The following is a 22,828-nucleotide window of genomic DNA, read 5'->3' on the forward strand; positions in this document are numbered from 1 at the left end:
CCGGGCCCGGTGAAGGGCGCGTGCGCGGGCGTCCGGCCGTGCTGGGCGGCGCGGCCGTCGGCGGGTGCGGTGCGCGACGGTGCGGTGCGGTCAGGTGCGGTCAGGCGCGGCGCAGTTGGGAGAGCGCGGCCACGCCGAGGACCAGGACGACGACGGCCACCACCCGGTAGCCCTGGGCCAGGCCCTCGCTCAGCGGCCCGGTGGAGATCGCGGTGCCGACCACGGCCACTCCGAGGGCACTGCCCAACTCCCGGGTCGAGCTGTTGATGCCGGAGCCCAGCCCGGCCTTCTGCGGCGGCAGCGCGGCCATGATCCCGGCCGAGAGCGGCGGGGTGGCCAGGCCCGCGCCGCAGGCCATCAGCACCATGTAGACGGCGTACAGCGGGTACGGCGTGGCCGGGCCCGTGGTGGAGAGCAGCGCCAGCCCGGCCAGCAGGAAGGCGAAGCCGTTGGCGACCACCGTGAGCCGGCCGAAGCGGGCCGCCAGTGCGGCGCTGCGGCGGGAGACCACCAGCATGCCGACCGCCAGCGGAAGCACGCCGAAGCCGGTGGCCAGCACCGAGAAGCCCTTCACCTGCTGGAGGTACTGAGCGTTCACGTAGAAGAGGGCGAACATCCCGAAGAAGACCGCGCCGATCCCCAGCGCGCCGGCCCGGACGGCCGGGACGCGGAACAGCCGCGGGTCCAGCATCGGGTGCGCGCAGCGCAGTTCGTACCAGGTGAACCCGGCCAGCAGCAGCGCGGCGGCGGTCAGGCTGAGCAGCACGGCGGGTGAGCCCCAGCCCTGCGCCGGGCCTTCGATCACGCCGTGCAGCAGGGCGACGAAGCCGAGCACCAGCAGGACGCTGCCCACCGGGTCCTGCCGGGTCCCGCGCAGCGGGGTGACCGGGACGACGGCCGCGACCAGCGCGAGCAGCACCAGGGCGATCGGCGCGGCGGCCCAGAACAGCGACTGCCAGGGCAGCAGTTGGAGCAGCACGCCGCCGCCGACATTGCCCAGCACGCCGGCCAGGCCGGTCATCGAGGCCCAGGTGGCGATGGCCTGCGGGCGCTCGGCGGGCGGGAAGACGTGCACGATGACGGAGAGGGTGGCGGGCAGGACCAGGGCCGCGCCCGCGCCCATCACGGCGCGGCCGGCGATCAGCAGGGCGACCGAGGAGCCCGCCGCGCAGAGCACCGCGCCGAGGGCGAAGACGCCCAGGCCGGCGAGCATGGTGCGCTTGTGGCCGTAGTGGTCGCCGGCGACCCCGGCCGGTATCAGCAGGCCGGCGAAGACGATGACGTAGGAGTCGACGATCCAGAGGAGCTGGGTGGCGTCGGGGTGGATCGGGCTGGCGGCGATCGGCGGCACGGCCAGGTTGATGGCGGCGACCATGGCGATGGTCAGCACCACGCAGGCGCAGAGCAGCGCGAGCACGCGCCGCGGCCGGTGCGAGGCGGTGGTGGGCACGGACGCTCCGGGCTCGTGGAGGAGTTGAGGTGGCATGGGCCCAGGCTAGGAAGTACGGACAGTTGCGTTCAAGTGCAAAGATGGCAAGGGAGGATTGCGCCGGACGCAATCGGGAGAGGTGGGCGGGATGGCCGAGCTGGACCTGAACCTGCTGGTGGCGCTGGACGCGCTGCTGGAGGAGGAGAGCGTGACCGGAGCGGCCGAGCGGCTGCACCTCTCGGTGCCGGCCATGAGCCGCACCCTCGGGCGGCTGCGCAGGGCCCTGGGCGATCCGGTGCTGGTCCGCTCCGGGCGTGCGATGGTGCCCACACCCCGGGCGGTGGCGCTGCGCGCGCGGGTGCACGGGGTGCTGGCCGAGGCGCAGTCGCTGTTCGCCCCGGACGCGGCACCCGACCCGGCCACCCTGACGGGCAGTCACGCCCTGCTCGCCCACGACGAGATCGTGCACTCCCTCGGGGCCGGGCTGCTCGCCTCGGTGGGGCGGCTGGCCCCCGGCCTCACCCTGCGGTTCCTGGCGGAGCCCTCCCACGACAGCGACCTGCTGCGGCGCGGAGAGGTCGCGCTGGAGATCGGCGTGATCGCCGACGCCCCGCCGGAGACCAGGGTGGAGGCGCTGCTGACGGACCGTCTGGTGGGCGTGGTCCGGGACGGCCATCCGCTGGCCTCCGGACGGGTCACGGCACGGCGCCTCGCCGGGGCCCGGCACCTGTCCGTCTCCCGCCGCGGCCGGCTCACCGGCCCGCTCGACCACGCCCTGGCCGAGGCCGGCCTGGCCCGGACGGTCGCGGCCACCGTGCCCACCTTCGCCGCCGCCCTGCTGCTGCTCCGCGAGACCGATCTGGTCGGCATGGTGCCGGAGCGGCTCTGCCGCCGCACGGTCGAGGGGCTGGGGCTGTGCACCTTCCCCGTGCCGGTGGACCTCCCGGAGCTGCCGATCGCGATGGCCTGGCACCCCCGCTACGAACTCGACGGCACCCACAGCTGGCTCCGCACCCAGGTCCGCGAGGTCGCCGCGACGTACGCGGGCGCGCGGTGAGGACGGTGCCTCGGACGGGCGTGCGGGCGCGGCTCCCGCGCGTGCTCACCGCCGGCGGGGGTCGGTCGGTGGTGTCAGTCCTGCTCCGGTGCGAGCGCCAGTTGACCTGACGCGCGGGCCAGCAGGTCGATCAGCAGAGCGCGTTCCCCGGGGCTGAAGCCGTCGGCGATCCGCCGTTCGATGGCGACGGCCTTCGCGTCGGCCCGTGCGAGCAGTCGGCGTCCGTCGTCGGTGAGGTGGACCTCGGCCACCTTGCGGTGCCAGGGGTGCGGCTGACGGGTGATCAGGCCCTTCGCCTCCAGATTGGCGAGCACGGTGGCGATGGTCTGCGGTGTGACCAGGCAGGCGCGGGCGAGTGCGGCGGCGGAGAGCCCCGGCTGGTCGTCGAGCGTGTACAGCGCGGCGTACTGCGGAACGGTGAGCCCGAGCGGCCGGAGTGCCGCGTGCTTGGCCGCCATCAGCTCCTGCTCCACCCGCTTGATGTGCAGTCCGACGCGTTCCGTGACCGGCATCTCCATGGGGGCGATCGTACGCCACCGGCTCGAACCCTGGCTCATGGCAGAACTCTGCTACATGACAGAACTCTGTTATCTTCGGGGCGTCACTCGGCCACTCACCCATGGAGGCACCCCTTGGCCAGCCGCGAACCGCTCGATCACGTCGTCGCAGGGTCCGGCCCGGGTCTGGTCCTGATCCACGGCACCGGCGCCGATGCGACCTCGAACTGGGAAGCCCTCATCGACGCGATGCGTGACCGGTACACCGTCGTCGCCCCGAACCTGCCCGGCGCCGGCGACACCCCCGTCGATCCCGGACCGATCGACCTGGACTCCCTCGCCGACCGGGTCGCCGCCACCGCCCGGGCCGCCGGACTGGAACGGTTCCACCTGGTCGGTCACTCGCTGGGCTCCGTCGTCGCCACGGCCGTGGCCGCCCGCCATACCGATGCCGTGACCTCGCTCGTCCTGCACGCCGGATGGGTCAGGACGGGCCCGCGCGAGGCGTTCATGTTCGACCTGTGGGCGCGCCTGCTGCGCACCGACCCGGCCCTGCTGGCCCGCCAGTTGATCCTCACCGCGATGGGGCCCGGGCTCCTCGGAACCCTCGACGACGCGCAGTTCGCCGACATGGCCGCGGGCTTCACGGCCATGCTCGACGAGCGCATCCTCGGGCAGATGGAGCTCGACGCCCGCATCGACCTCCGTGACGCGGTGGGCCGGGTCACCGCGCCGACGCTCGTGCTGGCGAGCGCCGACGACCTGGTCATCCCGCCCCACCACCAACGCGAGCTGGCCGCCGCCATCCACCGGGCCGACCTCCTCCAGGTCCCCGGCGGCCACGGCCTGCCGTTCGAGGACCCGGCGCGGTTCTTCTCGCTCATCGCCGAGTACGTGGACAGGCGCCAGGCGCAGGACGGGGCCTGAGCCGTCGTCACCGACTCGCGGCGGGTTCGCCGCGAGTCGGTGCGGGCCCGGGGTGCGACGGCGACTAGCGGGTCAGCCTCAAGGTGACCAACTCGAAGGGGCGCAGGCGCAGTTCGACCGCGTCGCCGTCCGTGGTGGCGGAGCCCGTCGGGCGTTCCAGGAGGTCGCAGAGCTGCGCCCCCGCCAGCGGGAAGCCGGTGGTGAGGCGGGCGGTGGCCCGGGTGCCGTGGGCCTCGTAGAGGCGGACCACCACGTCGCCGCTGCCGTCGTCCGCCAGTTTGACGGCGCTGAGCGCCACGGCCTCCTGATCCACCGTCACCAGCGGTGCCACCCCGTCCGCCGCGCCGGTGATCCGCCGTTCCGGCAGGTTGATCCGGTACCCCTCGCGGACCGCGTCGCCGACCGTCGCGCCCGGCGCCAGCGCGTGGTGGAAGCGGTGCAGCCCCTGGTCGGTGTGGGGATCGGGGAAGCGCGGGGCGCGCAGCAGTGAGACCCGGACGGTGGTCGTGGTGCCGTGGTCCTCGGGGCGCACCGTGCGGGTGACGTCGTGGCCGTAGGTGGAGGCGGTGACCAGGGCCACGCCCCAGTCGGGCTCGCCGAGGTGGAGGAAGCGGTGGTTGCAGGCCTCGAACTTGGCCGCCTCCCAGCTGGTGTTGGTGTGGGTGGGCCGGTAGAGGTGGCCGAACTGGGTCTCGGCCGCGTACCGCTCGGTGTGCAGGTCGAGCGGGAAGGCGGCCTTGAGGAACTTCTCCGTCTCGTGCCAGTCCACCTCGGTGTCAAGGTCGAGCCGGCGGGCGCCGGCGGCCAGGGTGAGGGTCTGCGTGACGGTGGAGGAGCCGAAGGACCGGCGTACCCGGACGGAGACCAGGCCCGGGGAGTCGGCGGCGACCTCCAGCGAGTCGAGCATCGTCAGGTCGGTGCCGGTGTTGCGGTAGAACTGGTCCACGTCCCAGGCGTCCCACATGTTCGGGAAGTCCGGGTGGAGTTGGAGCAGGTTGGCCGCCGCGCCGGGTGCCACCGCCTCCCGGCCGGTGGCACCGTCCAGCACCGAGACGACCAGGCCGAGCCCGTCCACCTCGACCGTCAGCAGGCCGTTGGCCAGCCGGAAGCCGCCGCCGTCCCGCTCGGTCACCGAGCAGCCCGCGCCGGGAGCCACCACCGCGCCGGCCCCGGCCGGAACGCCCGAGCGCCCGTGCGGCGCGGCGTTGAAGACCAGTTCGGCGGAGCCCTCGCCGGCCAGCGCGGCCAGCGCTCCCTCGATGATCCCGGTCAGCTCGGCGGCCACCGCCGCGTAGGTGGCCTCGGCCTCCCGGTGCACCCAGGCGATCGAGGAGCCGGGCAGGATGTCGTGGAACTGGTGCAGCAGCACCGTCTTCCAGATCCGGTCCAACTCCTGGTGGGGGTAGGGGAATCCGGCCCGGACGGCGGCGGTCGCGGCCCACAGCTCGGCCTCCCGCAGCAGGTGCTCGCTGCGGCGGTTGCCCTGCTTGGTGCGGGCCTGGCTGGTCAGGGTGGCGCGGTGCAGTTCGAGGTAGAGCTCGCCGACCCAGACCGGCGGGGCCGGGTACTCGGCCTCGGCCTTGGCGAAGAACTCGGCGGGGCGCTCCCAGCGGACCCTGGGCGAGCCCTCCAGGTCACGCAGCCGGGCCGCCTTGCCGACCATCTCGCGGGTGGTGCCGCCGCCGCCGTCGCCCCAGCCGGTCGGCGCGATGGAGTGCCTGGCCCGGCCCTTGTCCTTGAAGTTCCTTGCAGCGTGGGCGATTTCGCGCCCGAGCATGGAGCAGTTGTAGGTGTCGACGGGCGGGAAGTGGGTGAAGATCCGGGTGCCGTCCAGGCCCTCCCAGAGGAAGGTGTGGTGCGGGAACTTGTTGACCTGGCTCCAGGAGATCTTCTGGGTGAGCAGCCACTTGGAGCCGGCCGCCTTGATGATCTGCGGCAGCCCGGCGGCGAAGCCGAAGGTGTCCGGCAGCCAGGCCTCCTCGTTCTCGATCCCGAACTCGTCGAGGAAGAACCGCTTGCCGTGGACGAACTGACGGGCCATCGCCTCCGAGCCGGGCATGTTGGTGTCCGACTCCACCCACATGCCCCCGGCCGGGACGAACCGGCCATCGGCCACCGCCTTCTTCACCCGGGCGTAGACCTCGGGGCGGTGCTCCTTGATCCAGGCGTACTGCTGGGCCTGGGACATGGTGTAGACGAACTCGGGCTCGTCCTCCAGCAGCGCGGTCATGTTGGCGGTGGTGCGGGCCACCTTGCGCACCGTCTCGCGCAGCGGCCAGAGCCAGGCCGAGTCGATGTGGGCGTGGCCGACCGCGCTCAGCAGGTGGGCGGTGGGCTCGGCGGGGGAGGCGAGCACCGCCTCCAGCTGCGAACGGGCGGCCGCGGCGGTGGAGTTGACGTCCTGGAGATCGAGGGCGTCCAGGGCCCGCTCGACCGCCCGCAGGATCTCCCAGCGGCGGGCGCCCTCCACCGGCAGCTCGGCCATCAGCTCGCCGAGCACCTCCAGGTCGAGGACCAGCTCGTGGACGGTTCGGTCGAAGACGGCCAGGTCGAGCCGGGCGAGCCGGTACTGCGGCTCGGAGCCGGCCGTCTCCTTCTCGCCCAGCTCGGTGGGCAGGAAGGGGTGGTAGTCCAGGATCACCGGGTTGGAGGCGGCCTCCACGTGCAGCAGCACCTCCTCCCCGCCGGCGGCCGGGTCGGCGATCCTGACCCACTGGTTGCGCGGGTTGAGCCCCTTCACCGGGGTGCCGTCGGGCCGGTACACCAGGCCCTCGCACTGGAAACCGGGCATGTTGGCGTCGAAGCCCAGGTCGATCAGCGCCTCCACGGTCCGGCCCGCCCACTCCGCCGGCACGGTGCCGCTGACGGTCAGCCAGCTGGTGCCCCAGGGTGCGCCCCAGCGGTCACCGGCCGCCACCGGCGTGCGGGGAGCGGCGATCCCCTCGGCGACCGGCACGGGCTCGTCCGGGGCGGTCCAGATCCCGGCGGTCAGTGGCACGCTCTCCGGGTACACCGCCGGGCGGACGCGCTCCTCCAGGACGCGCTTGAGCCGGGCTTCGACAAGGCTGCGGTCGTCGTGCATGGGGTGAGGGCTCCCTGGAGTGGTCAGCGGACGTCGTCGACTGTGAGGATCTCGGTGATGCCGCGCGCGGCCAAGTGGGCCTCGTCGTTCACGCGTTCGAGCAGAAGGGCGGTCGGGCGGGCACCGTCGGCGGCGAGCGCGGCGAACGCCTCGAAGTACGGGCCGCCGGGTGCGCAGACCGAGCGCTTGGGCGCCTCCCGTTCGCCGCCCACGTCCAGCACCAGCGCGGTGCTGCGCGGGGCCGGCGGCCGCCAGTCGGCCCGGGCCTCGGCGACCGCGGCGGCCAGCGCCAGGCCGGCCGGCTTGGGGCGCCGGTCGTTGGTCAACAGGCCGAGGGTGTACTCCAGTTCGGGGAAGTCCGCGAGCGAGCGGCTGACGTCGTGGGAGCACCACCAGGTGATGCCCCACAGGTCCGGGCAGTCCAGCGCGGCGGCCACCGTGGCGGCGGTGAAGCGGTCCGCCCGCCCGGGCGGGACGTGCGGGGCGGGGGCGCCCACCTCCTGGAGCCAGACCGGCCGGGCGGGGTCCTCGGCCCAGGCCTTGGCCAGCTCGATCAGGTAGGCGGCGTGGCCGGTGGTGGCGGGGGCGTCCGGGCCGTGCCGCTGGGCGGTGCCGTTGAAGACCCAGGAGTGCACGGCGGTGGCGCCGCCGATCCGGGCCGCCTGGCCGGGGGTGAAGGGGTGGTCGTCCTGGTGGTACGCGGCGTCGTACTCGGCGTGCACGTGCAGCTTCCCCGGGGCGCCGCGCTCGCAGGCGGCCAGCATCCGGGCCAGCCAGTCCTCGGCCTGCTGAGGGGTGATCAGGTCCGGGTCGGGGTGCGGGCCGGAGGAGAACTGGTTGATCTCGTTGCCCACCGTCATGCCGAGGAAGTTCGGCCGGCCGGCCAGGGCGGCGGCCAGGGTGCGCAGGTACTCCTCCTGGGCCGTCGTCACCTCCGGGTCGGTGAAGATGTTCCGCCGGTGCCAGGTCTGGGTCCAGGCGGGCAGGAAGTCGAAGCTGGACAGGTGGCCCTGGAGGCCGTCCACCGCCACGTCCAGCCCGCGTTCGGCGGCCGCGTCCACCAGGTCGGCCAGCTGCTCCACGGCGCGCGGGCGGATCAGGGTGCGGTTGGGCTGGAACAGCGGCCAGAGCGGGAAGACCCGGAGGTGGTCGAGGCCGAGCGCGGCGATCGAGTCCAGGTCCGCCCGGACGGCGCCGGGGTCGTAGTCCAGCCAGTGGTGGAACCACCCCTCGCTCGGTGTGTAGTTGACGCCGAAGCGCGGTACGGCAGTTGACCTGGTCAACCCTTCACTGCTCCTTCCTCGACCCCGCGGAAGAAGAACCGCTGGAGGGTGGCGAAGACGACGACGATCGGGAGGAAAGCGATCATGGTCCCGGCGGCGATCAGCCGGGGGTTGGCGCTGAAGGTGCCGTTCAGGTACTGGAGCCCGACGGTGAGGGTGTACTTCTGCGGGTCGTTCAGCACGATCAGCGGCCAGAGGAAGTCGTCCCAGGCGCCGATGAAGGTGAAGATGACGACCACGCTGAGCATCCCGCGCACGTTCGGCAGCCCGACGTGCCACAGGCGCTGCCACACGTTGGCGCCGTCCACCAGCGCGGCCGCGTCCAACTCCGGCGGCACGGCGGCGAAGGCGGTGCGCATCAGCAGCACGTTGAGCATCGCCAGCGCGCCGGGCAGCGCCACCCCGAGCAGGGTGTCGGCCAGCCCCAGGCCGCGCACGGTGACGTACTGGGAGACGATGGTGACCTCGCCCGGCAGGATCAGGGTGGCGAGGAAGAGGCCGAGCAGCAGCCGGCCGCCGCGGAAGCGCAGCCGGGCCAGCGCGAAGCCGGCCAGGGTCGCGCCGACCGCGTTGCCGAACACCGCGACGGCGGCCACCAGCAGGGAGTTGGCGGCGTAGGTCCAGACCGGGATGGTGTCGGCGACGGCCCGGTAGTTGGCCAGTGTCGGGTGCTCGGGGAGGAAGGCCGGGGTGCGGGTGTAGATGTCCTCGGCCGGGCCCTTGAGCGAGGTGGAGAGCTGCCAGAGGAAGGGGCCGACGGTCAGCAGGAGGACCAGCAGCAGCAGCGCGTAGCGGACGGCGTTCCCGGACGGGGAGGGGGAGTTGAAGCCGCGGCGGGCGGTCCGGGCGGTCCGGGCGGTCCGGGCGGTGCGGGCGGTCGCGGCGGTGCGGGTGGCGGGGCCGGTACGGGTGGGCATCGTGGTCAGGCCGCCTTCCGGTTGAGCCGGGCCAGCAGCAGCATCGGCGCCAGGGTGATGGCGAAGAGCAGCAGGCTGAGCGCGGAGGCGTAGCCGAGGTGGCCGGTGAAGCCGCGGCTGTACATCTGGATCAGCATCACCACCGACATGTCGCGCCCGCCCGGCCCGCCGGTGCCGTTGGAGAGCACGTACAGCTCGGAGAAGACCCGCAGCGCGGAGACCGAGATCAGGACGGAGACCAGCAGCATGGTCGGGCGCACCCCGGGCAGGGTGACGTGCCAGAACCGGCGCAGCGCGGAGGCCCCGTCCACGGCGGCCGCCTCGTGCAGCTCGCGGCCGACGTTGGCCAGCGCGGAGAGGTAGATGACCATGTAGTACCCGAGGCCCTTCCAGACCGTCAGGGCGATGGCGCTGAGCAGCAGCAGCCACCGGTCGGTGAGGAAGGGGACGGGGGCGGTGACCACCCCGAGCTGCTGGGCCAGGCCGTTGACCACGCCCCGGTCGTCCAGCACCCAGCCCCAGATCAGCGCGACCACCACGGCGGAGGCGATCACGGGGGTGTAGAAGGCGGTGCGGAAGAAGGTGATGCCGGGGAGGCGGTGCTGCACCAGCAGGGCGAGCAGCAGCGGGAGCAGGGTGAGCAGGGGGAGGCAGACCAGCAGGTAGACGATGCTGTTGACCAGTGCGTCGGCCAACTGCTCGTCGCTGAAGGCCCGTTCGTAGTTGGCGAGGCCGGTGAAGTGCCCGCCGCCGAGCGGCTTGGCGTTGGTGAACGAGAGCACCACCGTGTTGAGGGTGGGCCAGAGGTTGAAGACCGCCAGCCAGATTACGGCGGGGCCGGCCAGTAGCCAGGGGGTGAACCAGCGGCGGTGGGTCATCCGTTCCTTCCTGGGGCCGGGGGCGTCGGGGTGGGGGGAGCGGCGGAGCCGGGGGTGCGTTGGGGGCGCGGCCCGGCTCCGCCTGACCTGGGGGTGCGTCAGTTCTTGAGCAGCTGGTTGCAGCGGGCCACCGCGGTGTCCAGGGCGGCCTGGGAGGTGGTGTCCCCGCTGATCGCCAGGGCGATCTGCTGGTTGATGACGTCGCTCATCGCGTCCTGCACCTGGACGGGCTGGAGCATCTTGGCCTTGGCGAGCGAGCCGAAGGCGATCACCTTGGCGTCGCTCGCGTTGGTGCCGTCGCTCTTGGCGAAGTACGGATCGCCCGCCGAGGCCTTGGTGGAGGGGAAGATGCTGGTCAGGTGGGCGAAGGCGGCCTGGTTCTCCGGGCTGGTGACCCAGCGGGCCAGCGCGATCGCGGCCGGGGCGTTCTTGGTGGACTTCGCCACCGAGACGCCCTGGACGTAGAGGGGCGGGGTGCCGAAGGCGGCGGAGGGCACCACCTTGGGGGCCAGCGTCGGGTTGTCGGTGGCCAGCGAGGTGATCAGGTTGCCGCCGCCGGTGGTCCAGGCGACGGTGCCGGCGGTGAAGAGCTTGGAGTTCCCCGCGTACTTGTCGGTCAGCACGTCGCGCGGGAGCAGGCCCTCCTTGAAGGCGGCCCGGTACTTGTCCAGCAGGGCGGCGGCCTGCGGGGTGTTGAAGGTGAAGCTCTTCCCGTCGGCGGCCATGATCGGCACGCCCTCGTTGGCCAGGTCGCCGAGGCCGGGCTTGCGGCTCATCAGGTAGGCGTCGGCTCCCGCCTTCTCCTTGAACACCCGCGCCTGGGCGATGAGTTCGTCCAGGTTGGTGGGGAGCTTCCGGGGGTCCAGGCCGTACTTGGCGAGGAGTTCGGAGTTCCAGTAGTTGACGTCGGTGTTGAGGTACCACGGGTATCCGTAGGCGCCGTCCTGGCCGGGGAAGCGGTAGGCGTCGATGCCGCCGGCCACGTACTCCCCGGTCAGCTTGGGGTCGGACGTGGCGAGGTCGAGCAGCAGACCCTGCTTGGCCAGCGGGAGGGCGAAGTCGGGCGGGAGGTTGACCACGTCCGGCAGGGTGCCGCCCGCCGCCTGGCTGAGCACCTTGTCCGAGTACCCGTCACCGGGCTGGTCCAGCCACTCGACCTCGGTGCCGGGGTACTGCTTCTGGAAGCCGTCGATCACGCCCTGCACGTAGGCGGTGAACTTGGGCTTCAGCGCCCAGGTCTGGAGCGAGACCTTGCCCTTGACCTCGCCGCCGACGGGGACGGTGTCGTGGCTCTTGCTGTCGTTGCCCAGGCCGCAGCCGGTGAGGGCGGCGGTGGCGAGCACGGCGGTGGCCAGTGCCGCACGGATTCGTCTCATGAGGGTTCCGGTGTCCGTCCTGCCGAGGGGTGGAAGAGGAACGTGCTAAACCGGTCTAGTGACGTCGGGGAGCATGCTCCTGGCTAGACTCCGGTGTCAAGAGAGAGGTCAGGTTCGATGGGCAGACCGACGATTGCCGACATCGCCCGCGAGGCGGGGGTCTCCAAGGGCGCGGTCTCGTTCGCGCTCAACGGGCGGCCGGGGGTGAGCGAGGCCACCAGGCAGCGCATCCTCGCGGTGGCGGAGCGGATGAACTGGCGCCCGCACAGCGCCGCGCGGGCGCTCGGCGGGGCCCGGGCAGGAGCGGTCGGGCTGGTGATCGCGCGCCCGGCCCGGACCATCGGGGTGGAGCCGTTCTTCGCCCAGCTGCTGTCGGGTCTCCAGGCCGGGCTCTCCGCCCGCTCGGTGGCGCTGGAGCTGATGGTGGTCGAGGACACCGCCGCCGAGACCGAGGTCTACCGCCGCTGGGCGTCCGAGCACCGGGTGGACGGCCTGGTGGTGGTGGACCTGCAGACCCGGGACCGGCGGATCGCCGTGCTGGAGGAACTCGCCCTGCCCACCGTGGTGCTGGGCGGCCCCGGTGGCCACGGCACGCTGTCCAGCGTCTGGGCCGACGACCGCGAGGCGATGCTCTCGATCGTGGACTACCTGGCCGCGCTCGGGCACCGCCGGATCGCCCACCTGGCCGGCCTGCCGGCCTTCCAGCACACCCAGCGCCGGATCCGGGCCGTGCGGGACGCGGCGAAGCGGCTCGGCCTGGAGGCCGTCTCGGTGCCCACCGACTTCAGCGACGCGGAGGGCGCGGCGGCCACCCGGGCGCAGCTGGCCAAGGCGGCCCGGCCGACCGCGCTGGTCTACGACAGCGACGTGATGGCGCTGGCCGGGCTGGGCGTGGCGGCCGAGATGGGGGTGTCCGTGCCGGGAGAGCTCTCGGTGGTCTCCTTCGACGACTCGGTGCTGACCCGGGTGGTGCACCCCGCGCTGACCGCCCTCACTCGGGACACCTTCGCGCTCGGCGAGCAGGTGGCCCGCACCCTGCTGTCGGCCGTGGACGAACCGGGGCGGCAGGCGGTGCTGCAGATGCCCACGCCGCGCCTGGTGGTCCGGGAGAGCACGGCCCGCTGCGCGACCCCGCACCCTTGACAGGGACAGCTAAAGCGATTTAGGTTCCCGCCCAGCCCGGCCGCACACCTCGACGGCCGGGCCACAGCGCCATCCGCACCAGCCCACCCTCTCGGCGTCCCCTCGCCGGATCGGAGCACTCGGATGAGACGAACCCTTCTGCCCCTGCTGCTCAGCGCCGCCCTGGGCACCGCCGCGCTCGCCGTACCGCAGGCGGCTGTGGCGGCTCCCGTCGCAGCGGCGGGGAACCAGCCCTACGCGTCCTACTGGCACCCCAGCACCATCCTGAACTGGGACCCGGCCGCCGACCCCGACGCCCGCTTCAACCGCTCCAAGGTGCCGCTCCAACCCCGGTTCTCCGACCCGCAGTTGAAGGCCAACCCGAACGCCAGGGCGGGCGAGGGTAAGGTGGTCTCGCTGGTCTCCTTCGGGCCCACCTCCAACAACCCCTCCCAGGGCTCCGCCAGCCCGAACTACTACGCCTTCAGCCACTGGCAGTACGTCGACACCCTGGTGTTCTGGGGCGGCTCCGCCTCCGAGGGCCTGATCCTGGCCCCCAACTCCACCGTGATCGACGCCGCCCACCGCAACGGCGTGAAGGTCTACGGCACCGTCTTCTTCCCGCCGGCCGCCTACGGCGGCCAGCTCCAGTGGGTGCGCGACTTCGTCCAGAAGTCCGGCTCCACCTACCCCGTCGCCGACAAGCTGGTGCAGGTCGCCCAGCAGTACGGATTCGACGGATGGTTCGTCAACCAGGAGACCGGCGGCGGCGATGCGGCCCTGGCCACCGAGGTGCGCAACACCATGCGGTACGCCAAGTCCAAGGGCGCCGTCGACTTCATGTGGTACGACGCGATGACCGAGGGCGGCTCGGTGAGCTGGCAGAACGCCCTCACCTCGGCCAACGACGCCTTCCTCCAGGAAGGCTCGCAGCGCACCTCCGACTCGATGTTCCTGAACTTCAACTGGAGCTCCTCCGGGCTCAACTCCTCGAAGAACCTGGCCCGTTCGCTCGGCCGCAACGAGTTCGAGCTCTACTCCGGCATCGACACCGAGGCCAACGGCTACAACACCTCGGTGGACTGGGCCTCGCTCTTCCCGGCCGGTCAGCCGCACACCACCTCGCTCGGCCTCTACCGCCCCGAGTGGACGTACAACTCCTCGTCCTCCCGGGCCGATTCGCACGCCCGCGAGGCGCGGTACTGGGACGGCGCCAACGGGGACCCCTCCAACACCACCACCTCCTCGTCCTGGAAGGGCCTGGCCGCCTACGTGCCGGAGTCCTCCCCGGTGACGGCCAAGCCCTTCGTCACCTCCTTCAACGGCGGCCAGGGCGACTTCTGGAACTCGGCCGGGACGCGGGTGAGCCCGACCGGCTGGAACAACCTCTCGCTCCAGGACGTCCCGCCCACCTACCGCTGGCTGGTCTCCTCCTCCGGCAGCAGGCTCACCCCCTCGGTCGACTTCACCGACGCCTACGAGGGCGGCTCCTCGCTGCGCCTGTCCGGCACCCTGGACGCCGTCAACACCCTGCGGCTCTACCAGACCCGTCTGCCGGTGGCCGCCGACACCAAGCTCTCGGTGGTACTGAAGACCCCGGCCGCCGGGGCCTCCAACCTCAAGGCCGCGGTGGCCTTCAGCGACGCACCGACCACCTTCGTCCCGCTCGACCTCGGGGCCACCACCGGCACCGGCTGGGAGCGCAAGACCCTGGACCTGTCGGCGTACGCCGGACGGACCATCGCCCAGCTCGGCCTCCAGGTCACCGGCGGCGCCGCCTCCTACGATGTGAAGGTGGGTCAGCTCGCGGTCCACGACGGCGCGGTGGACGCCCCCGCGGCGCCCTCGGGCCTGACGGTGCTCGGCTCCACCGACGTGACCGCCGCGCAGAAGTCGCTCCGCCTGGCCTGGACGGCCTCCTCGGGCGGCGCCCCCGTGCACCACTACGAGGTCTACCGCCGCAACGCCGACGGCAGCCGCACCCTGCTCGGCGCGACCCCGAACGACGCGCTCTTCGCGCCCCGGCTCGACCGGGCCGGCAGCGAGACCACCACCACACTGGAGGTGGAGGCGGTCTCGACCGAGTACGGCCGCTCGGGCGTCGCCACCACCACGGTCACCTGGGGCGGCACCACCCCGCAGACCAACCTCGCCCTCAACCGCCCCGCCACCGCCTCGGGGACCTGCAACGCCAACGAGGGCCCGGCCAAGGCCGTCAACGGCAGCGTCTCGGGAGGGAACGGCGACAAGTGGTGCACCCTCACCTCCACCAAGTGGCTGGAGGTGGACCTCGGCGCGGCCAAGCCGCTCTCCAGCTTCGTGGTCAAGCACGCGAGCGCGGGAGGCGAGAGCACGAGCTACAACACCCGCGACTTCACCGTCCAGGTCCGCAACGCCACCACCGACGCCTGGACCACCGCCGTCACGGTCACCGGGAACACCGCCGGCACCACCACCCACCCGGTCAGCCTCACCGCCCGGTACGTCCGGCTGGTGGTGAGCAAGCCGACCCAGACCACCGACCCGGCCGCCCGGATCTACGAGTTCGAGGCCTGGGGCTCCTGACGCCCCGTCCGCGTTCGAGGTGACGAGAGAGAGGACCAGCCCCGTGCCGGTCAGCATCACCGCCGTCGAGTCCACCGACCTGTTCACCGGCACCGCCGAGGCCCCGCGCCAGCTCCTGCGGGTCACCCTGGACGGGCCGCCCGCCGTGGTCACCGTGACCGGGCCGGGGGTCGAGGGCGCCGCGGCCGGCACGGGGACGGTCGAGGTCCCGCTCGACCTCACCGCCCACCCGGTGGGCACCGAACTCCCGGTCACCGTACGGGCCGGGGACGCCCTGGCGGCCGCCAGCGTGGTGGTCGCCGAGCCCGGCTGGACCATGTACATGGTCTCGCACTTCCACTACGACCCGGTCTGGTGGAACACCCAGGCCGCCTACACCTCCCCCTGGGAACTGCTCGCCGGGGACGCCACCACCCGGCCGCTCTGGGAGCGCAACGGCTTCGCCCTGATGGAGGCCCACCTCGACCTGGCCCTGCGCGATCCGGACTACCGCTTCGTGCTGGCCGAGGTCGACTACCTCAAGCCCTACTTCGACCTCCACCCCGAGCGCCGGGCCGAGCTGCGGCAGTTGACGGCCGAGGGCCGGGTGGAGCTGGTCGGCGGCACCTACAACGAGCCCAACACCAACCTCACCGGCGCAGAGACCACCATCCGCAACGTCCTCTACGGCATCGGCTACCAGCGCGACGTCCTCGGCGGGGACCCGCGCACCGCCTGGCAGTTGGACGTCTTCGGCCACGACCCGCAGTTCCCCGGGCTGCTCGCCGAGGCCGGGCTCACCGGCAGCGCCTGGGCGCGGGGGCCCTTCCACCAGTGGGGCCCGATCCAGAAGAACTTCCGGGAGGCCAAGGACGACGCCACGGTGATGCAGTTCCCCAGCGAGTTCGAGTGGCTCGCGCCCTCGGGCCGGGGCGTGCTCACCCACTACATGCCGCACCACTACTCGGCCGGCTGGTGGATGGACAGCTCGCCGGACCTGGCCGCCGCCGAGGCGGCGGTGTACGGGCTCTACCGCAAGCTCAAGCCCGTCGGCGCGACCAGGAACCTGCTGCTTCCGGTCGGCACCGACTACACCCCGCCCAACAAGTGGGTCACCGAGATCCACCGCTCCTGGGCCGCCAAGTACCTCTGGCCGCGCTTCGTCTGCGGCACCCCGCGCGACTTCCTGGACGCCGTCCGTGCCGAACTCGCCTCGTCGGGACGGGCCTTGAGCCCGCAGAGCCGGGACATGAACCCGGTCTACACCGGCAAGGACGTCTCCTACATCGACACCAAGCAGGCCCAACGGGCCGGCGAGACCGCCGCCGTGGACGCCGAGAAGCTCGCCACCCTGGCCGCCCTCCAGGGCCTGGGCCGCTACCCGGCCGCCGCCCTGGACAAGGTCTGGCGCCACCTCGCGTACGGCGCGCACCACGACGCCATCACCGGCTCCGAGTCCGATCAGGTCTACCTGGACCTGGCCGGCGGCTGGCGGGAGGCGCACGATCTGGCGGTAGGCGTGCGGGACGCGGCCCTGGCCGCGCTCACCGGTGCGGTCGACACCCGGGGGGAGGGGCTGGCGGTGGTGGTCACCAACACGCTCTCCTTCGACCGCTCGGGCGTGGTGCGGGTGCCGCTGCCGGAGGGCGTGACCGGCGGACGGCTGCTGGCGCCGGACGGGGGAGCGGAGCTGCCGAGCGCCGTCCGGGACGGCGAGCTGTGGTTCCGGGCCGAGCAGGTCCCGGCGCTCGGGTGGCGCTCCTGGCGGCTGCTCCCCGGCCCCTCCGCCCGGCCGCTCTGGTCGGCGGCCGAGGGCACGACCGCCGCGAACGCGCGCTACCGGGTGACGGCCGACCCGGCGCGTGGCGGCGCCCTGAGCAGCCTCCTGGACCTGCGGTGCGGGCGCGAGCTGCTGCAGGAGGGGCGGGTCGGCAACGAGCTGAGGGTCTACCAGGAGTACCCGCAGCACCCCGACTTCGGTGAGGGGCCCTGGCACCTGCTGCCCAAGGGGCCGGTGGTCGGCTCCGCCGCCGGGCCCGCCGCGGTGCGGCGGGAGACCGGGCCGCTGGGGGAGCGCCTGGTGGTCACCGGAGAAGTGGACGGTCTGGCCCACCGGCAGACCGTCACCCTCTGGGCCGGGGAGGACCGGATCGACTTCCGCACCACGGTCGTGGACCACCGGGGCGCCGACCGGCTGCTCCGGGTCCGCTTCCCGGTCGAGCTGCCCGGCGCCCTGCCGGTCAGCGAGGTGGCGGACGCCGTGATCGGCCGTGGCTTCGCCCTGCCGGACGTGGACGTGGCCGAGGCGCCCTGGACGCTCGACAACCCCGCCAACACCTGGTTCGGCCTCGGTTCCACCGCCAGGGTCCGGCTCAGCGCGCCGGACGGCTCGGCGCTGGGCGAGCGGGCGATCGGGGTGGCCGAGGTGGTCGTCCCCTCGCTGGAACGGGCGGGGGAGGCACGGGAGTTGGTCGTCGCGCTGGCCCGCTGCGGGGTGACCGCGACCACCGCCGGCGCCGACTGGGCGCGCTACGGCTGGCTGGAGGTGGACTCCAACCTGCCCGACGTCCGGATCGTCCTCGGCGGGCCCGAAGTCAACCCGCTGGCCGCGGAGTTGCTGGCGTCGGCCGGGGACGCGCACCGCGCCGTCCTGGCCGAGCACGGGCGGGTCTGGGTGCCGGCGTACAAGCCGCTGCGCGAGGTCTGGCAGCCCAACGCCGACCTGCGCGGGCCGCGGGCGCTGCCCGTCCTGATCCTGGCCGACCCCGCCTCGGTCCCGCTGGACGGCGCGGTGATCGATGCCGTCAGCCCCGACGGGCCGCTGCCCGAGGCCGAGCGGCTCACCGACCACACCGTGGCCCTGCTCAACCGCGGCATGCCCGGCTTCGCGGTGGACCCGACCGGCGCCCTGCACCTCTCCCTGCTGCGCTCCTGCACCGGCTGGCCCTCGGGCGTCTGGATCGACCCGCCCCGGCGCACCGCCCCGGACGGCTCCTCCTTCCAACTCCAGCACTGGACACACCAGTTCGACTACAGCCTGGTCTCCGGCGAGGGCGACTGGCGGGCCCTGCACCTGCCCTCCCAGGGGCAGGAGTACAACCACCCGCTGCTGCCGGCCGTGCTCCCGGCCCGGCCGGGTACCCTGCCGGCCCAGCACTCCTGGCTGCGGGTCGAACCGCAGCGGGAGGTGCGGCTGAGCGCGCTCAAACCGACCGGGAACCCGCACGCGCACGGCTCGGCCGCCCCCGCCGATCCGGCGAGCGGCGTCACGCTGCGCCTGGTGGAGTCCACCGGCCTCGGCCGGGCGGCCACCCTCTCCGGCGCGCTCACCCTCGCCGACCCGCACCGGGCCGACCTGCTGGAGCGTCCGCTCGCCCCGGTCGCGCTCCCGCTCGCACTGGACGGCGCCGGGATCGTCACCCTGACGGCCCGTCCGGCCGCGCCCGAGGCCCCCGGCGGTGCGCTGCTCGGCCCGGCGGCGGAGACGGCCCAGCCCGTCCACTCCCGCTACTGGCTGCACAACCGGGGCCCCGCTCCGCTCGGGTACCTCCCGGTCTCGGTCGGCCTGACGCCCGGCCTGGTCCCCGTGGCGGACGGCGCCCCCGTCGAGCTCTCCGCCGTCCTCGCCTCCCAGCTGGTGGACGCCGAGGTGGAGGGCACCGCGGAGGTGATCGCCCCCGAGGGATGGGGCGTGAACCCGCGCCGCCGCCCCTACCGGCTCGCCGCCTCCGGCCACGTCCGCTTCCCGGTCACCCTCGCGCCGCCCGCCGACGCCGCGCCCGGGCTGTACTTCGTGGCGGTCCGGACCGAGCACGACGGTCAACTGGTCGAGGACGTCTGCACGGTGGCCGTCGGTGTCGACCTGCCTTCGCCCGGGCCCGCGCCCGAGGAGTGGTCCCAGACCAAGGGCACCACCGCCACCGAGGGCCGGGACACCGGGCTCACGGTCGACGTCGCCGCGGACACGGTGCGGGTCGCGCCCGGCGGCCGGGCCGAGCTGGTGCTGCGGCTGGCCAACCGGACCCGGGGCGAGATCCGCGGCGAGCTCCAACTGGTCTCCCCCTGGGGGAGTTGGGAGCTGCTGCCCGACCCGGTGCGGGGCTTCCACATCGCGGGCGGTGCCACGGCCGAGGTCCCGTTCACCGTCCACGCCCCGACCGGCAGCGCACCGGGCACCTTCTGGGCCGTCATCAAGGTGATGTGGTACGGCCGCTGCCAGTACGCCCCGACCGTCGAGTTGGTGGTGTCCCCGTGAACGGCCCCGCCGTCCCTGGCGCCGCCGGCGGTCACGGCACCCACGGCACCCACGGCGCCCCGTCCGTGCTGGGGCTGCTCGACGGGCGTCCGATCCCGCGCACCGGGCTGGACCGCCGCCTGGCGGCGCTGCGCTCCGGCCCGCGCTCCTCCGCCCTGCCCGCCCCCGGCAGCGCCGAGGACCGCCAACTCACCCGCTGGGTGGCCCAGGTACTGCTCACCGAGGAGCTGTGCGCCGCCGTCGCCGCCGAGCGCGGCCTCGACCTCGCCGAGCCCGGCCCCGTCCGCCTGGACCAGCGCGCCGCCGTGGAGCTGGGCTCCATCACGGCCGCCGCCTTCGAGGGCAGCGCCGCCGTCCGCGCCGTCTACACGGCCGTCACCTCCGCCGTTCCCGCCCCGCCCCCACCGCCTCCGCAGCCGGTCGATCCGCTCTGGCAACTGGCCACCCCGGACGGAGAGTTCGAGGCCGCGCCGGAGAGCCTCCCGGCCGCCCTCGCCGCCGCCCTGCGCGCCGCCCCACCCGGCACCCAGGTCACCGCCGACGGCTGGACCGCCACCCTGGTGGGCCTGCGCTCCCGCCCCGCCACCACCCCCACCGCCGACCCCCACGGAGCCGCCCGCCGCCTCACCTTCGCCCGCTGGCTCGACCACACCCGCGCCACCCGCCTGACCCTCGTCCCCGGCCTGGAACACCCCGGCGACCCGTCCCAACCGGACAACCACCACCGGCACTGAGGGTCACCCCGCCGACGCCTCCCGGAGCAGCAACTCGCGCAGGGCGAGGGCGGTTTCGGAGGGATCGGCCGCGGTGAGCACCACCTGCTCGGCAGCGGTCGACGGCCCGGTCAGCGGTACGGCCCGCAGCCCGGGCGGAGTCACGTCCAAGGCCGACTCGACGGTGATGCCGATGCCCGTGCCGGCCGCCACGTGGGCCGCGATGGCGTGCACGCTGTCGGCGGTGCGGATGATGCGCAGGTCGGCGCCGCCGATCCGGAAGGCGGTCAGCAGGCGGTCGCAGAGGCCGCTGTTGACCTGGTGCGGCCAGGTGAGCAGGCTGCTGGCGGAGAGCTCGGAGGTGCTCAACTCACTCTGCCGGGCGAGGGGATGGGTGACGGGCAGCAGAGCCACGAACCGCTCCGTGGAGAGTGCGGTGGCGCTGACCCCGGTGACCTCGCCGAGCGCCCACGCGACGCCCAGCCCGAGCGTCCCGGCCCGCAAGGCGGAGACCTGGGCGGCGGTGGACATCACCTCCGGCACGATCGTCACCTCCGGGAACCTCTCGCGCAGCAACGGCAGGCAGCGCAACAGGAGTTGGTGGCAGGTGTACTCGGCGTGCGCGACCACGAGAGTGGTGTGGGCCCGCTCGCCCGCCGCCAGCGAGCGTCCGCGCTGCTCGAAGCGGAGCAGCTGCGCCAGCGTGGCCCGGGCCTCGGGCAGCATCGCCTCCCCGAGCTCGGTCAGCGAGACCCGGCGGCTGGTGCGGTGGAACAGCCGCCCGCCCAGGCTCCCCTCCAGCCGTCGGACCGCCTCGCTGACGGTGGGCTGCCCCCGGTGCAGCCGGGCGGCGGCCCGGCCGAAGTGCAGCTCCTCGGCGACGGCGACGAACGCTTCCAACTCGATCCTGTCCACGGGAGCCACGCTACCCCGACCGATCGCCGCGGCCGATCGCTGCGGTCCGCAGATCGCCGTTGATGGCCCGTCAGCCACGGGGTGTGATGGACGGCGAGAGCGAAGGACCGACGAACGGAAGCGGTGAACAGCTGTGATGACCTCGCACGATCCGGACGGCACTCCCACGGTGACCCTGGCGGTGGTGTACCACTCCATCCACGGACACACCGAGGTGCTGGCCGAACACCTGGCGGCCGGGGCCCGGTCGGTTCCGGGGGCGGAGGTGCACCTGGTGCCGCTGCACGCCGCGGACGTCAACGCCGGCCGCTGGTACGACCCGGAGGTGATGGCCCTGCTGGAGCGGGCGGACGCGATCGTCTTCGGGTCCCCGACCCTGATGGGCAGCGTCTCGGCGGTGTTCAAGGCCTTCATGGAGGCTGCCTTCACCCCGTTCACCACCCAGGCCTGGAAGGACAAGCTGGCCGGGGCCTTCACCATGTCGGCCTCGCAGAGCGGCGACAAGCTCACCGTCCTGGAACAACTCGCCGTGTTCGGCGCCCAGATGGGCATGCAGTGGGTCGGCGTCGGCGACATGCCCGGCAACAACTGGAGCGGCGGTAGCCGCGACGACCTCAACCGCCTCGGCTCCTGGCTCGGCCTGATGAGCCAGAGCCACGCCGACCAGGGCCCCGAGAGCGCCGGCTCCCGCGGCGACCTGCTCACCGCCGAACGCTACGGCGAGCGGCTCGCCCGCCTCACCCAACGCTGGGTCAACGCCGTCCCCTACGAGACCCCCCGCATGACCGAACACGAGGCCCGCGCTCTCTCCGCCTCCCTCCGCGCGCCCGGCTCCTGACAGCACCTTCGGTGGACCCCTCGGGCCCGCCCCGTAGGAGGCCGGGACCGCCGTCCGGTCACCCGCTCCCGGCGAGGGCGGCCACGGCGAGGGCCGCGGCGGTGCCGATGGCGGTGCTGATCGCGGCGTCGTCCGCGCCGGGGGCGGAGCGGGTGAAGACGGCGGCGGCGTAGCGGCGGCCGTCGGGGAGGGTGACCACGCCGGCCTCGTTGCGGACGATGCCGAAGAGGCTGCCGCTCTTGGCGGCGACCCGGGTGGGTGGGCGGAAGGCGCTGCCGAGGCGGTGGCGGGTGAGTTGACGGGCCATCACCGAGCGGACCCGGGCGCAGGCGGCGGGCGGTCCGGCCCGGTCGGTCCAGATCAGGGCGAGCAGGCGGGCCATGTCGCGCGGGGTGGTGCGCAGCGGGGAGCGTGCCGGGTCCAGGGTGCGGGAGGCGAGCAGCAGCCGGTCGGCCTCGGCGTGCTGTAGGGGAGTGGCGGTGGGGGACCAGCGCTGGAGGTCGGCCCAGTCGGCCCGGCCGAGGTCCTCGCCGACGGTGTCGAGCATGGTCCGCAGGTCGGAGCCGAGCACGGTGCCGGCGAGGCCCAGCCGTTCGGCGGTGGCGTTGACGGAGGCGGTGCCGACCCGGCGGAGCAGCTCGTCGGTGGCGGGGTTGTCGCTGACGGTCAGCATCAGCACCACCAGGTCCCGCAGGGAGAGTTCGACGTCGTCCGCCAGCAGCGAGAGCCCGGTGGGCCCGTCGGTCCGCTCCCCGGCCCGCAGCACCACCCGCTCGCGCGGGTCGAGCCGGCCCTCGGCGAACCAGGTCTCGACCTCCAACGCGATCTGCACCTTGCTCACCGAAGCCGCCACCACCGGCGCCTCGGCGTCGAGCGCGACCTCACCCTCACCGCCGACCTCCAGGACACACAGCGCGCCCTCGCAGCCGGCCGCCTCGAAAACCGCTCGGATGTCGTTCCCCGTCATGACGCCGATTGTGCCGGACGCCCCCGCC

16 protein-coding genes are annotated in these 22,828 nt (G+C 73.5%); 7 read left to right on the forward strand and 9 right to left on the reverse strand.

The window, feature by feature from the left end; all coding sequences use genetic code 11:
- Positions 1–100: 100 nt before the first annotated feature.
- On the reverse strand, positions 101–1,486 hold the full coding sequence (locus ACWCYY_RS03935) for an MFS transporter (RefSeq protein WP_345282951.1): 1,386 nt from the start codon (positions 1,484–1,486) through the stop codon (positions 101–103).
- A gap of 91 nt (positions 1,487–1,577) precedes the next feature.
- Here ACWCYY_RS03935 and ACWCYY_RS03940 point away from each other — a divergent pair, with 91 nt between their 5' ends.
- The gene (locus tag ACWCYY_RS03940; RefSeq protein WP_345282949.1) at positions 1,578–2,486 is read left to right on the forward strand and encodes a LysR family transcriptional regulator; all 909 of its coding nucleotides are present in this window, start codon (positions 1,578–1,580) and stop codon (positions 2,484–2,486) included.
- 74 nt (positions 2,487–2,560) lie between these two features.
- Here the strand turns inward: ACWCYY_RS03940 and ACWCYY_RS03945 are convergent, their stop codons facing one another.
- Complete coding sequence (locus ACWCYY_RS03945) at positions 2,561–3,004, reverse strand: MarR family winged helix-turn-helix transcriptional regulator (protein ID WP_449795000.1); 444 nt, start codon at positions 3,002–3,004, stop codon at positions 2,561–2,563.
- 114 nt (positions 3,005–3,118) lie between these two features.
- Between ACWCYY_RS03945 and ACWCYY_RS03950 the strand changes: the two genes are divergently transcribed.
- A complete protein-coding gene (locus tag ACWCYY_RS03950; protein ID WP_449795001.1) occupies positions 3,119–3,910 on the forward strand; it encodes an alpha/beta fold hydrolase in 792 nt (263 codons plus the stop codon).
- Between the two features lie 64 nt (positions 3,911–3,974).
- On the opposite strand, the gene ACWCYY_RS03955 is transcribed toward ACWCYY_RS03950, so the two are convergent.
- The 5 genes from ACWCYY_RS03955 to ACWCYY_RS03975 form a co-directional block, all read right to left on the reverse strand.
- Positions 3,975–6,992, reverse strand: a complete 3,018-nt coding sequence (locus tag ACWCYY_RS03955) for an alpha-mannosidase (protein WP_449795002.1) — start codon at positions 6,990–6,992, stop codon at positions 3,975–3,977.
- A gap of 23 nt (positions 6,993–7,015) precedes the next feature.
- The gene (locus ACWCYY_RS03960) at positions 7,016–8,275 is read right to left on the reverse strand and encodes a glycoside hydrolase 5 family protein (protein WP_449795003.1); all 1,260 of its coding nucleotides are present in this window, start codon (positions 8,273–8,275) and stop codon (positions 7,016–7,018) included.
- Positions 8,272–9,192: a carbohydrate ABC transporter permease gene (locus tag ACWCYY_RS03965; protein ID WP_449795004.1), complete on the reverse strand. Its 921-nt coding sequence runs from the start codon at positions 9,190–9,192 to the stop codon at positions 8,272–8,274. Before ACWCYY_RS03965 ends, ACWCYY_RS03960 begins: the two co-directional genes overlap by 4 nt.
- A 5-nt stretch (positions 9,193–9,197) precedes the next feature.
- Complete coding sequence (locus ACWCYY_RS03970) at positions 9,198–10,070, reverse strand: carbohydrate ABC transporter permease (protein ID WP_449795005.1); 873 nt, start codon at positions 10,068–10,070, stop codon at positions 9,198–9,200.
- A gap of 98 nt (positions 10,071–10,168) precedes the next feature.
- A complete protein-coding gene (locus tag ACWCYY_RS03975; RefSeq protein ID WP_449795006.1) occupies positions 10,169–11,446 on the reverse strand; it encodes an ABC transporter substrate-binding protein in 1,278 nt (425 codons plus the stop codon).
- 117 nt (positions 11,447–11,563) lie between these two features.
- On the opposite strand from ACWCYY_RS03975, the gene ACWCYY_RS03980 reads away from it, so the two are divergent.
- The 4 genes from ACWCYY_RS03980 to ACWCYY_RS03995 all read left to right on the forward strand — a co-directional run bounded on the left by ACWCYY_RS03980 (position 11,564) and on the right by ACWCYY_RS03995 (position 20,101).
- Positions 11,564–12,589 (forward strand): LacI family DNA-binding transcriptional regulator, encoded by a 1,026-nt coding sequence (locus ACWCYY_RS03980; protein ID WP_449795007.1) that lies wholly within the window; start codon positions 11,564–11,566, stop codon positions 12,587–12,589.
- Positions 12,590–12,712: 123 nt separating this feature from the next.
- On the forward strand, positions 12,713–15,133 hold the full coding sequence (locus ACWCYY_RS03985; RefSeq protein WP_449795008.1) for an endo-beta-N-acetylglucosaminidase: 2,421 nt from the start codon (positions 12,713–12,715) through the stop codon (positions 15,131–15,133).
- Positions 15,134–15,176: 43 nt separating this feature from the next.
- On the forward strand, positions 15,177–19,367 hold the full coding sequence (locus ACWCYY_RS03990) for a glycoside hydrolase family 38 N-terminal domain-containing protein (protein ID WP_449795009.1): 4,191 nt from the start codon (positions 15,177–15,179) through the stop codon (positions 19,365–19,367).
- Positions 19,364–20,101, forward strand: coding sequence for a DUF7158 domain-containing protein (locus tag ACWCYY_RS03995; RefSeq protein WP_345282930.1), 738 nt, complete (start codon positions 19,364–19,366; stop codon positions 20,099–20,101). Before ACWCYY_RS03990 ends, ACWCYY_RS03995 begins: the two co-directional genes overlap by 4 nt.
- Positions 20,102–20,104: 3 nt before the next feature.
- Here ACWCYY_RS03995 and ACWCYY_RS04000 read toward each other — a convergent pair whose 3' ends face one another.
- On the reverse strand, positions 20,105–20,995 hold the full coding sequence (locus tag ACWCYY_RS04000; protein ID WP_449795010.1) for a LysR substrate-binding domain-containing protein: 891 nt from the start codon (positions 20,993–20,995) through the stop codon (positions 20,105–20,107).
- A 136-nt stretch (positions 20,996–21,131) separates the two neighbouring features.
- On the opposite strand from ACWCYY_RS04000, the gene ACWCYY_RS04005 reads away from it, so the two are divergent.
- Entirely contained in the window at positions 21,132–21,833 is a 702-nt protein-coding gene (locus tag ACWCYY_RS04005; protein ID WP_449795011.1) for a flavodoxin family protein, read from the forward strand.
- A gap of 58 nt (positions 21,834–21,891) precedes the next feature.
- Here ACWCYY_RS04005 and ACWCYY_RS04010 read toward each other — a convergent pair whose 3' ends face one another.
- On the reverse strand, positions 21,892–22,800 hold the full coding sequence (locus ACWCYY_RS04010; protein WP_449795012.1) for a serine hydrolase: 909 nt from the start codon (positions 22,798–22,800) through the stop codon (positions 21,892–21,894).
- Positions 22,801–22,828 lie beyond the last annotated feature (28 nt).

It is taken from the genome of Kitasatospora sp. NPDC001664 (assembly GCF_053596675.1).

Bases quoted from the DNA above. Each gene is read 5' to 3' on its own strand.
- ACWCYY_RS03985 (WP_449795008.1), top strand. From the start codon at position 12,713: ATGAGACGAACCCTTCTGCCCCTGCTGCTCAGCGCCGCCCTGGGCACC.
- ACWCYY_RS04010 (WP_449795012.1), bottom strand. From the start codon at position 22,800: ATGACGGGGAACGACATCCGAGCGGTTTTCGAGGCGGCCGGCTGCGAG.
- ACWCYY_RS03945 (WP_449795000.1), bottom strand. From the start codon at position 3,004: ATGGAGATGCCGGTCACGGAACGCGTCGGACTGCACATCAAGCGGGTG.
- ACWCYY_RS03970 (WP_449795005.1), bottom strand. From the start codon at position 10,070: ATGACCCACCGCCGCTGGTTCACCCCCTGGCTACTGGCCGGCCCCGCC.
- ACWCYY_RS03940 (WP_345282949.1), top strand. From the start codon at position 1,578: ATGGCCGAGCTGGACCTGAACCTGCTGGTGGCGCTGGACGCGCTGCTG.
- ACWCYY_RS03965 (WP_449795004.1), bottom strand. From the start codon at position 9,192: ATGCCCACCCGTACCGGCCCCGCCACCCGCACCGCCGCGACCGCCCGC.
- ACWCYY_RS04005 (WP_449795011.1), top strand. From the start codon at position 21,132: ATGACCTCGCACGATCCGGACGGCACTCCCACGGTGACCCTGGCGGTG.
- ACWCYY_RS03980 (WP_449795007.1), top strand. From the start codon at position 11,564: ATGGGCAGACCGACGATTGCCGACATCGCCCGCGAGGCGGGGGTCTCC.
- ACWCYY_RS03935 (WP_345282951.1), bottom strand. From the start codon at position 1,486: ATGCCACCTCAACTCCTCCACGAGCCCGGAGCGTCCGTGCCCACCACC.
- ACWCYY_RS03955 (WP_449795002.1), bottom strand. From the start codon at position 6,992: ATGCACGACGACCGCAGCCTTGTCGAAGCCCGGCTCAAGCGCGTCCTG.
- ACWCYY_RS03975 (WP_449795006.1), bottom strand. From the start codon at position 11,446: ATGAGACGAATCCGTGCGGCACTGGCCACCGCCGTGCTCGCCACCGCC.